We start from the raw sequence: 9,938 nt of genomic DNA on the forward strand, positions 1-9,938 counted from the left end.
CGCCGACGGACATCACCCGGGCTGGACGGGGAGCGCCACGGTTCCGTCCTCGTGCAGGTCCCATCCGCGGACCCAGGCGACCTCCCAGGTGTGGCCGTCGAGATCGGCGAAGACTCCGGAGTAGCCGAACGGCTTCGGCCCGGGATCGCGGGTGATGCTGGCTCCCACGCTGACGGCGGATGCCACGACGCTGTCAACGGACTCGGCGTCACGGACGGCGTAGGCGAGCGCGGCACATCCGTAGCCGCCACGTCCGGCCACTCCGCCGTCGACGTCGAGCTTGTCGCTCCACCAGAGGGAGACGATCAGGCCACCCGCCTGGAACATGACGATGTCGCCATCGGTGACGGTCACCGTCCAGCCCAGCCGCTCGTAGAAGGCTCGGGCGGCGGGCACGTCGCGCACCGGCAGAGTGATCATGCTGACTCGCTGGTCCATGACCGAATTCTGACTCGGTCAGTGCGCCGGGCCTTGTAAGAATCGGCCCCGGAGCAGGGCTCGCGGCGTGGCTCCGGCCAGCGCTTTCACGTCGTTGATCATGTGCGATTCGTCGTGGTACCCGACCTCCACCGCGGCGTCGGCCCAGCTCCCGCCTCTCCCCGCGCTGAGCAGCCGCTGCATTCGCCCGATGCGTCGCAGCCGGCTCGGGCCGTGCCCGGTCGCGGCGAGCAGTCGCCGACGCAGCTGTCGCTCGCTGTAGCCGGTCTCGCGGGCCAACCACCGCATGCTCGGGGCCCTCAACGCGAGCGTCGGGAGTGGGTCCGGGGTCGGCGCCTCGGCCAGCAAGGTCCGCAGCGACCGTCCCGCGGCGACGTCGCGCAGTGGCAGCCGCTGATCGGCGAACTCGTGGGCGGGCAGACCGAACAGAGCCGTGAACGCCCCTGGCCGTAGTCGGACACCGACACTGTCCTGCCCAGCCCGGAGGTCGGCGAGCAGCGGCCGGGTCAGTGTCCCGACCAGGTCCGTCCCGATGATGTCCATACAGCCATCCGGCAGCACGCGCACCGACTGCGACGCCTCGCATCGCAACCGCCACGTCGTGGCCACCCACGGCGCGAGCGCCGGGTGCGGCGCCCGCTCACGCCACCGCACGCCTGGACCACCGAGGAAGACCGCGGGGACGTACGGCCACCAACCCGTCGACACCGCCGAGAACTACCACCGACACCGGTCCGAGCACCAGTCACCGCCGCCGGGGAGGCCTCCCGCCGCCCTCGTCGCACCGTCGTGGCCCACGAGGACGAGCCCCACGGACCGGGAGGATGAGGGACGATCCCCGGATGCGGTTCCGCACCTTCGTCGAGCTCGGCGGCAAGACCGCGACCGGGATGCCGGTCCCGGACGAGGTCGTGGACACGCTGGGCGCAGGGCGACGCCCGGCTGTCCGGATCACAGTCGGCGCCCACACCTACCGGACGACGGTTGCCCGGATGGGGGGTCGGTTCCTCGTCCCCCTCAGCGCGGACAACCGCGCCCAGGCGGGCCTCGCTGCGGGCGACGAGGTCGACGTCGACATCGAGCTCGACACCGACCCGCGCGACGTCCCCGTTCCCGCTGACCTGCGCGAGGCCCTCGCCGAGCACGAGGGAGCCGGCGCCGCGTTCGACGCGCTGGCCTACAGCCACCGCAAGGAGTGGGTGCGTTGGATCGAGGAGGCCAAGAAGTCCGACACCCGCGCCCGGCGTATCAGGAAGGTGATCACCGATCTCGCCACCGCGAGGACCTCGAGCGATCCTCCCCCACCTTCGTGAGTGTCGGGACCCTGCGGCGCCGCCCGCATCGGCATCGGCATCGAGTGGACTGATCACCGACGCCGAGATCAGTGGCTCGAACGCCGAGGGCGCCATCACGATGGTCTGGTTGCATCCGACCAGGCACACCGCAGTCCTGACGGCGTCCCGGTCGACGACCGCGCGCGCCGACCTCGCCGCCGTCCCCGACCAACTCCCCACGAGGACGCGGCGCACCACGCTCCACCGACGCGTTCTCGAGTTGCGGACCGATGTGGACGCCCTCCGCCGCCGCACATGGCCGAACGTCCTAGTCGGCGCCGCACGCCAGGGCGACTGCTAGGTGAGGACTAGGTACATGCCCGGTGTGTGCGGCCCGGTAGCGAGGGACCGTCAGGACACGAACCCGGTCCGGAGCGCCCGGACTCTCGCCACCTGGGAGCGTGCGATGACGCAGAGCCTCGACCGAGTCGGCCCGAGCATCGAGAAGGTCCTGTCCGACGCCGTCGTCGACGACCGCGAGGCGGGGGTGATCAAGGCCAACCGCCGGATCTTCACCGACGAAGAGATCTTCGAACTCGAGATGAAGCACATCTTCGAGGGCAACTGGGTCTACCTCGCGCACGAGAGCCAGGTCGCCGAGCCGGGCGACTACTTCACCACCGATATCGGCCGCCAGCCCATCATGATCACGAGGGACAAGGACGGCGGGCTGCACTGCCTCATCAACGCCTGCGCGCACCGCGGGGCGATGCTGTGCCGCAAGAAGCGGGACAACCGCAAGACGCTGACCTGCCCGTTCCATGGCTGGACCTACCGCAACGACGGCACGCTGCTCAAGGTGAAGGACCCCGAGGGCGCCGGTTACCCGGAGAACTTCGACACCGACGGCTCGCACAACCTGGTCAAGGTCCCGGTGTTCGAGAGCTACCGGGGGTTCCTGTTCGGCAGCCTGAACCCCGATGTCGTGCCGCTCTCCGAGCACCTCGGCGACACCACCGAGATCATCGACATGCTCGTCGACCAGTCACCCGAGGGCCTGGAGGTGCTGCGCGGATCCTCCACGTACACCTTCGACGGGAACTGGAAGGTGCAGGCCGAGAACGGCGCCGACGGCTATCACGTGACGGCGCTGCACTGGAACTACGCCGCCACCACGTCACGTCGTAGCAGCGGGGAGTCGAAGAACGAGACCAAGGCCCTGGACGCCGGCGGCTGGGGCAAGTCCGGCGGCGGGTACTGGTCGTACCCGAACGGCCACCTCTGCCTGTGGACCTGGAAGGCCAACCCCGAGGACCAGCCGCTCTACAGCGAGATCGACACGCTGAAGGAGCAGTTCGGCGAGGCCACCGGCGACTTCATGGTCCGTGGCTCCCGGAACCTGTGCCTCTACCCGAACGTGTACCTCATGGACCAGTTCTCGACGCAGATCCGGCACTTCCGCCCGATCGCTCCGAACCAGACCGAGGTCACGATCTACTGCATCGCCCCCAAGGGCGAGAGCGACGAGGCCCGCGCCAACCGCATCCGCCAGTACGAGGACTTCTTCAACGCCTCGGGCATGGCCACGCCGGACGACCTCGAGGAGTTCCGCGCCTGCCAGCTGACCTTCCAGGCGACCACCGCGCCGTGGAACGACATGAGCCGTGGTGTCCAGCACTGGATCGACGGGCCCGACGAGGTCGCGCAGTCGCTGGGCATGGACGGCGTCATCTCCTCGGGCGCCAGGAACGAGGACGAGGGGCTCTACCCGGTTCAGCACGGTTACTGGCTGGAGACGATGCGTGCCGCGCTCGCGGCCGAGAAGGAGGCCTGACCATGACGACGACCGAGAACAGCACCGTGCAGGGCTCCACCGGCGCCACCGGCAACGCCCTGATCACACAGAACATCATCGAGCAGTTCCTCTACCGCGAGGCGCGCTATCTCGACGACCGCGAGTTCGAGCGCTGGCTCGAGTGCTACGCCGACGACGTCGTCTACTGGATGCCGTGCTGGGACGACTACGACACCCTCACGCAGGACCCCCAGCGCGAGATCTCGCTGATCTACTATTCCAACAAGGGCGGGCTCGAGGACCGGGTCTTCCGCATCCGCACCGAGCGCTCGAGCGCCACCTCGATCCCCGAGCCGCGGACCAGCCACAACATCTCCAACGTCGAGGTCATCGAACGCCGCGGCGACCTGGTCGACATCCGGTTCAACTGGCACACGATGTACTTCCGGTACAAGACCGTCGACCCGTACTACGGGACGTCGTTCTACACGATCGACTTCTCCGGACCATCGCCGCTGATCCGCCGCAAGACCGTGGTGCTCAAGAACGACTACATCCACCACGTCGTCGACATCTACCACTTCTGAGGGGGCGGCGATGAGTGCACCGACGCACGACGTCGCGCTGGCCTTCGAGGACGGCGTCACCCGCTTCGTGAAGTGCCGCGAGAACCAGACCGTCATGGACGCGGCCTATCGATCGAAGATCAACATTCCGGTGGACTGCAGCGACGGGGCCTGCGGGACCTGCAAGTCCTTCCTCGAGTCCGGCCAGGTCGAGATGGACGACTACGTCGAGGACGCGCTCGCCCCCGACGAAGAGGCCGCGGGCTACGTCCTGACGTGCAGCATGAACCCGAAGTCCGACCTCGTCGTCCAGATCCCGACGACGTCAGCCGTGGCGAAGACCAGCGCGGGCGAGTTCCGGGCGACGGTCTCGGCGGTCGAGAGGTTGTCGGAGACGACGATGTCGCTGACCCTGGACTGCGAGAACCGCGAGAAGCTCGTGTTCCTGCCGGGGCAGTACGTGAACATCGCCGTGCCCGGTACCGACCAGACCCGCTCGTACTCGTTCTCCAGCGCCCCCGACGACGGGCAACTCACGTTCCTGATCAAGCTCTCGGCGGGCGGGGTGATGTCCGACTGGCTGGAGAACACGGCTGCGGTGGGCGACTCCGTGCGGTTCACCGGCCCGCACGGCAGCTTCTTCCTGCGCGAGTCCGAGGCGCCGATCCTGCTGCTCGCCGGGGGGACGGGGCTCGCGCCGATCCTCTCGATCCTGCGCCGGCTCGAGGCCACCGGCAGCACCCGACCGGCGCACCTCATCTACGGCGCGACCACCGACGACGACGTGGTCGAGCTGGACTCGATCCGGGCGCTCGAGGAGTCCCTCGACGGCCTGACCTGGACCTACACCGTCGCGGCCGAGTCCACGACGGCCCCGAACCAGGGCTACGTGACCGCTCTCGTCGAGGAGGGGCACTTCCACGACGGCGAGGCCAGCGTCTACCTGTGCGGGCCCCCGCCGATGGTCGACGCGGTGCGCTCCTCGTTCTCCGAGCAGGGCTTTGCCCCGGCCGGTTTCTACTACGAGAAGTTCGCCCTCGCGGCTGCCCCGCAGGAACAGGCGGGCGAGGGCGCGCAGCCCGAGGACGACGCGACGACGCCCGAGGTCGCCGACGACGCCCGGGCCGCGGCGGAGAAGGACGGCGTCGCGTCCACCGGAGACACGGGTCGGCGGACGTCCGCCCCGCCGACCGTGGTCGGTACCGGTGGGCAGGGCCTGGTCGTGCTGGACGGGGAGGGCCGGGCGATCAGCGGCCGGACCGTGCTGCCCGACCACGAGCTGGCGCCGCTGGGCGCCGACGCGCGGGTGAGCGCCGGCGCGGTCGACCTCCCCGGACCGTCGGACACCGCCGACCTTGCGCGCCGCGTCAACGGTCGGATCGTCCTCGGAGGCACCGAGAGCGGTCCGTCCGCGTCCGGGCTCGACGGCGACGACGAGGCCATCCTCGTGGCGACGGACGCCCGCGGTATCGCCGGACGCGAGGCCTTCGCCGACCCGGAGCTCGCCCCCCTCGTCGCATCCCCGACGGAGGCGCCCGCGGGCACCGTCACCGACGACGGCTACGAGATCGGCCAGCAGCACCCCTCCATCCACGAGTCCGACGCGATCTTCGACGCGCGGCGGGCCCTGGAACTGGGCGCCCTCGAGCTCACCATCGGCCGGATCACCTCGCGCGAGATCGCCGGGTACCGGCTGCTCGCCGAGTCGACCGTGCCCTACGTCGACGTGCAGGAGGAGCGCTTCGTCGACGCCGCGGGCTACACCGAGGCGAACGCGGCATTCCACGACTTCCTGTTCACCATGACGGGCAACTCCCACCTCCTGCACGCCTACCAGGACCTCGGGGTCAAGGGGCACATGGAGGAGTCGTTGCGACACGCCACCTGGTGCCACCCCCGATGCGCCCAGGACCACCTCGACATCGTCGACGCCTTCGAGGCCGGAGACCGCGACAGGGCACGGGACCTGATCAGCGACCACGCCGAACGATCGAAGCAGACGACGCGTCGCGCCATGGAGGACCGGCGCACGGCACGGCGCCCGCGCTTCGTCACCCCGGGTCGCTTCGCCGACCAGGTCGTGGTGGTGACCGGGGCGGGCCAGGGAATCGGCGAGGCCACGGCACGGAGGGTGCACGCGGAGGGTGGGCTGCTCGTCCTGGCCGACCGCGCCGAGACCGTCAAGGAGCTCGCCGACGAGCTGGCCGAAGATCGCAGCTCCGGCGTCGGCCAGGCCGTGCCCGTGGTCGCCGACCTCGAGACGTGGGACGGGGCCGAGTCGGTGGTGGCCGCGGCGATCTCGCGGTTCGGCCGCGTCGACGTCGCCATCCACACCGTGGGCGGCACGATCTGGGCCAAGCCGTTCGACCAGTACCCCCCCGAGGAGATCCAGGCCGAGATCCAGCGGTCGTTGTGGCCCACACTGTGGTGCTGCCGCGCCGTTGCGCCGCACATGATCGAGCGCGGGCGGGGGACGATCATCAACGTCTCGTCGGTGGCGACCCGCGGCATCCATCGCCTGCCCTACGCCGCTGCGAAGGGCGGGGTCAACGCGATCACCGCGGCGCTCGCCCTCGAGCTGGCGCCGCACGGCATCCGCGTCGCGGCCACGGCTCCGGGCGGGACGAACGCCCCCGAGCGCAAGACGCCGCGGGGGCCGGGACCGCAGGACGACCAGGAGCGGGAGTGGTACCAGGGCATCGTCGACCAGACCGTCGAGTCATCCCTGATGAAGCGCTACGGCACCCTCGACGAGCAGGCCGCGGCCCTGACGTTCCTGGCCTCCGAGGAGGCGTCCTACATCACCGGCACGGTGCTGCCCGTGGCCGGCGGCGACCTGGGCTGACGGGTCACCGACATGGCGATGACGCTGCCACCGGAGACCGGTGAGGAGGACCCACCACCCGTCGACACGCGGGGACTCGACGGCGTGCCCCGCGGCCCGCACGAGCGTCAGGAAGTCCGTCGCGCCGTGCTCGACGTGGTCGGCCAGGGACGGGGGACCGTCCTCGTCACCGGTGGGTCCGGGAGCGGCAAGTCACGGCTCCTCGGTCAGGCTGCCGCAGCCGCGCCCGGGCGGGTCCTGGTGGCGTCGGGCGTCGAGTGGGAGGCGCACTGCCCGCACGCGATCGTCGCCCAGCTGCTCGACGAGGACATCGCCTCGCTCGACGGCGAGGACCCGTTCGCCGTCGCTCGGCGACTGGTCGGCCGGGCGGAGGGCGAGACGGTCCTCGTCGTCGTCGACGACGCCCAGTGGGGCGATCAGGAATCGCTGCGAGCGCTCTCGACGCTCATCCGCCACCACCGCCAGGTGCCCGTGGTGGCGCTGCTCGCGGCCGACCCCGGGCGCGGCCCGTCCGCCACGACCGACCTGGTCCGGCGCGTCGCCGACACCGCCGTGCCCCTGGGACCGCTCTCGTCGCGCGACCTCGAGGAACTCTGCGCCGACCGAGGCCGCCCCCTGCCTCCGTGGCTGCTCGAACGGCTCCGCCGCCACACCCACGGCAACCCACGCCACGTCCTCGCCCTCCTGGACGAGCTCCCCGGCGAGATGTGGGACGTGCCGGACCTCCGCCTGCCGGCCCCGGGCGAGGTCGCCGTCCGCGTCGAGGAGGCGTGCCGAGCCCTCTCCCCCGACGCTCGGCGGCTCGTCGAGACCGCCGCCTGCTTCGGCGAGCCGGCGAGCCTCGACGAGATCGCCCGCACCGCCGGCCTCGAGGACGTGCTCCGTCCGCTCAGCGAGGCGGCGAGCCACGGCCTCGTGAAGCGGTTCGGCGGGCGCTCGCTGCCCGTCGTCGGCCCGAGCGACCCCATGGTCCGAGCCGCGGTGCTCGACCTCGTGGGCCCGCACGAGGCGGCGGTGACCCGTCGGGACGCCGCGGACGTCGTTGCCGAACCGCACCGCCGGCTCGCGCTGCTGGCGGCGGCGACGCCGGGCCCCGACGCCGCGCTCGCCGACCGGCTCGCCGAGGTGGCCCAGGTCAAGACCGCCGACGGCGCCTGGTCCGACGCGGCCGACGCGCTCCTGGAGGCGAGCCGGCTCACCGACCGGCCCGCCGACCGCGAGCTCCTCCTCATCCGCGCCGTCGACGCCATGATCGGCGCCGGCGCGGTGTTCGAGGCCGAGGCGATGATCCCGGCGATCGAGAACCTCCTCGACACCGCGATCCGCAACTCGGTGCTCGGCTACCTCGCGATCCTGCTCGGACGCACCGGCCAGGCCGAACGCGCACTCAGCCGAGCCTGGGAACTCTGCGACCCCGAGACCGATGCGCACACCGCCGCCTGGATCTGCCAACGACGCGTCCTGGACGCGCTGATCCGCGGGCAGGGTCAGGCACTGATCGACTGGGCCGACCGTGCCACCCACCTCGTCGGCGTCGACCACCCCGCAGCGGTCGAGGCCCTCGCCATGCGCGGCCTGGGCACGGCCGCCGCGGGACGCCCGCGCGAGGGCCTCGCCGAGTACCGCGCGGTGGCGCACCGCGTCCGCCACGGGGCGCAGCTCCAACGCGTCACCATGGGCCACGGGTGGCTCCACCTCGTCCTCGGCGAGCTCGACGAGGCGCGCGCCGAACTCGAGAGCGCCATCCCCACCACCACGCTCGGCGGGTCGTCCCGGATCTCGCTGTGGGCCTCCGGGTGGCTCGCCCGCGTCCACTTCCTCGCCGGCGACTGGGACCTCGCCCTGCGCACCGTCGCGCAGGGCCTGCGGCGCGCCGAACGGACCGGCATCGTCATCGTCTCGCCGCTGCTCGCCTGGACCGCCGCCCAGATCCACAGCCTGCGGGGCGACCAGGAGCGGGCCGAGCGCGTCCTGCGCGACGCCGACAGCGGCGCCGACGACTACGAGATCATGGCCGTCCCCCGCCGGCTGGCCCGCGCGTCGATGGCCGAGGTCCGCGCGGACTACGGCGCTGTCGTCCGGGCCCTCGCTCCCCTGGACTCCGAGGACGAGACCACGGTCGCCCAGCCCGGCTGGTGGCCCTGGCGCGACGTGTACGCGAACGCGCTCGTCCTCGAGGGCCACGTCGACGAGGCCGACGAGTTCGTCGTCCGTCACGAGGAGCACGCCCACGACCAGCAGAACCACGCCGAGCTCGCGCGGCTCGCCTGGGCGCGCGGTCGTGTCCACGCCGCCCGCGGCGACCTCGGCGCGGCACGTGTGGCGTTCGAGTCGTCGATCGCGTCCCTCGACACCCAGCCGCTGCGGTGGGACCGCGCCCGCGCCCACTTCGCCTACGGCCAGTCGCTGCGACGCCTGTCCCAGCGCCGCGAGGCCGACACCATCCTGTCCACGGCCCGCGAGCTGTTCCTCGCCCTCGGTGCGACCAGCTACGTCGCCCGCTGCGACCGCGAGCTACGCGCGGGCGGCGTGCACCAGAGCCGCCCCGACCGCGGACTCGGGGAACTCACCGCCCAGGAGACGGCCGTCGCCGACCTCGTCGCCCGTGGACTGTCCAACAAGGACGCCGCCACCGAGCTCCACGTCTCGCCCAAGACCGTCCAGTACCACCTCACCCGCATCTACACGAAGCTCGGCGTCCGTTCCCGCACCGAGCTCGCCGGCCTCCGCCGGGACAAGCAATGACCGCCTTCCACCACCACAACGAGGACACCATGACCACCACCGAGGACCAGTCCGTCTCCGACGCCGCCACCGCCGGCTCGCACGCCACCGAGATCGCCCGCTCCGGCGCGGCCACCTTCCGCTCGGGCGGCGGCAGCGTCGACCAGCAGCGGGCGGCGAGCGTCATCGGCGCCGCGCTCGAGGGCATCCGCGCCGCCATCCGCGAGCAGAAGGTCACCTACGAGGAGTTCGACGCGTTCAAGCGCTGGCTCATCGAGGTCTCCGACACCGGCGAA

The 9,938-nt window shown here is 71.5% G+C and carries 7 protein-coding genes and 1 pseudogene; 6 read left to right on the top strand and 2 right to left on the bottom strand.

The window, feature by feature from the left end; genetic code table 11:
* Positions 1 to 12: 12 nt before the first annotated feature.
* Together AC0CYZ_RS20510 and AC0CYZ_RS20515 are read right to left on the bottom strand one after the other, a co-directional pair.
* Positions 13 to 438 carry a VOC family protein gene (locus AC0CYZ_RS20510; RefSeq protein ID WP_472218686.1) on the bottom strand — a complete coding sequence of 142 codons (426 nt, stop codon included), beginning with the start codon at positions 436 to 438 and terminating at the stop codon, positions 13 to 15.
* A gap of 18 nt (positions 439 to 456) precedes the next feature.
* The gene (locus AC0CYZ_RS20515; RefSeq protein ID WP_472218688.1) at positions 457 to 1,146 is read right to left on the bottom strand and encodes an AraC family transcriptional regulator; all 690 of its coding nucleotides are present in this window, start codon (positions 1,144 to 1,146) and stop codon (positions 457 to 459) included.
* A gap of 134 nt (positions 1,147 to 1,280) precedes the next feature.
* Here AC0CYZ_RS20515 and AC0CYZ_RS20520 point away from each other — a divergent pair, with 134 nt between their 5' ends.
* From AC0CYZ_RS20520 to AC0CYZ_RS20545, 6 genes and pseudogenes are all read left to right on the top strand, one after another.
* On the top strand, positions 1,281 to 1,751 hold the full coding sequence (locus AC0CYZ_RS20520) for a YdeI/OmpD-associated family protein (protein ID WP_472218690.1): 471 nt from the start codon (positions 1,281 to 1,283) through the stop codon (positions 1,749 to 1,751).
* A gap of 427 nt (positions 1,752 to 2,178) precedes the next feature.
* Positions 2,179 to 3,546 (top strand): benzoate 1,2-dioxygenase large subunit, encoded by a 1,368-nt coding sequence (gene benA / locus AC0CYZ_RS20525; RefSeq protein ID WP_472218692.1) that lies wholly within the window; start codon positions 2,179 to 2,181, stop codon positions 3,544 to 3,546.
* A gap of 2 nt (positions 3,547 to 3,548) precedes the next feature.
* On the top strand, positions 3,549 to 4,094 hold the full coding sequence (gene benB, locus AC0CYZ_RS20530; RefSeq protein WP_472218694.1) for a benzoate 1,2-dioxygenase small subunit: 546 nt from the start codon (positions 3,549 to 3,551) through the stop codon (positions 4,092 to 4,094).
* A gap of 10 nt (positions 4,095 to 4,104) precedes the next feature.
* Positions 4,105 to 6,918 (top strand): benzoate 1,2-dioxygenase electron transfer component BenC, encoded by a 2,814-nt coding sequence (benC, locus tag AC0CYZ_RS20535; protein ID WP_472218696.1) that lies wholly within the window; start codon positions 4,105 to 4,107, stop codon positions 6,916 to 6,918.
* A gap of 18 nt (positions 6,919 to 6,936) precedes the next feature.
* Entirely contained in the window at positions 6,937 to 9,663 is a 2,727-nt protein-coding gene (locus AC0CYZ_RS20540) for a helix-turn-helix transcriptional regulator (RefSeq protein ID WP_472218698.1), read from the top strand.
* A pseudogene (locus tag AC0CYZ_RS20545) lies at positions 9,660 to 9,938 on the top strand (hypothetical protein); the annotation flags it as partial. The gene AC0CYZ_RS20540 and the pseudogene AC0CYZ_RS20545, both read left to right, overlap by 4 nt.

It is taken from the genome of Actinomycetospora sp. (assembly GCF_055612215.1).

Coding starts and splice junctions, on each gene's coding strand:
- AC0CYZ_RS20510 (WP_472218686.1), bottom strand. CDS start 438: ATGGACCAGCGAGTCAGCATGATCACTCTGCCGGTGCGCGACGTGCCC.
- AC0CYZ_RS20520 (WP_472218690.1), top strand. CDS start 1,281: ATGCGGTTCCGCACCTTCGTCGAGCTCGGCGGCAAGACCGCGACCGGG.
- benA (WP_472218692.1), top strand. CDS start 2,179: ATGACGCAGAGCCTCGACCGAGTCGGCCCGAGCATCGAGAAGGTCCTG.
- benB (WP_472218694.1), top strand. CDS start 3,549: ATGACGACGACCGAGAACAGCACCGTGCAGGGCTCCACCGGCGCCACC.
- benC (WP_472218696.1), top strand. CDS start 4,105: ATGAGTGCACCGACGCACGACGTCGCGCTGGCCTTCGAGGACGGCGTC.
- AC0CYZ_RS20540 (WP_472218698.1), top strand. CDS start 6,937: ATGACGCTGCCACCGGAGACCGGTGAGGAGGACCCACCACCCGTCGAC.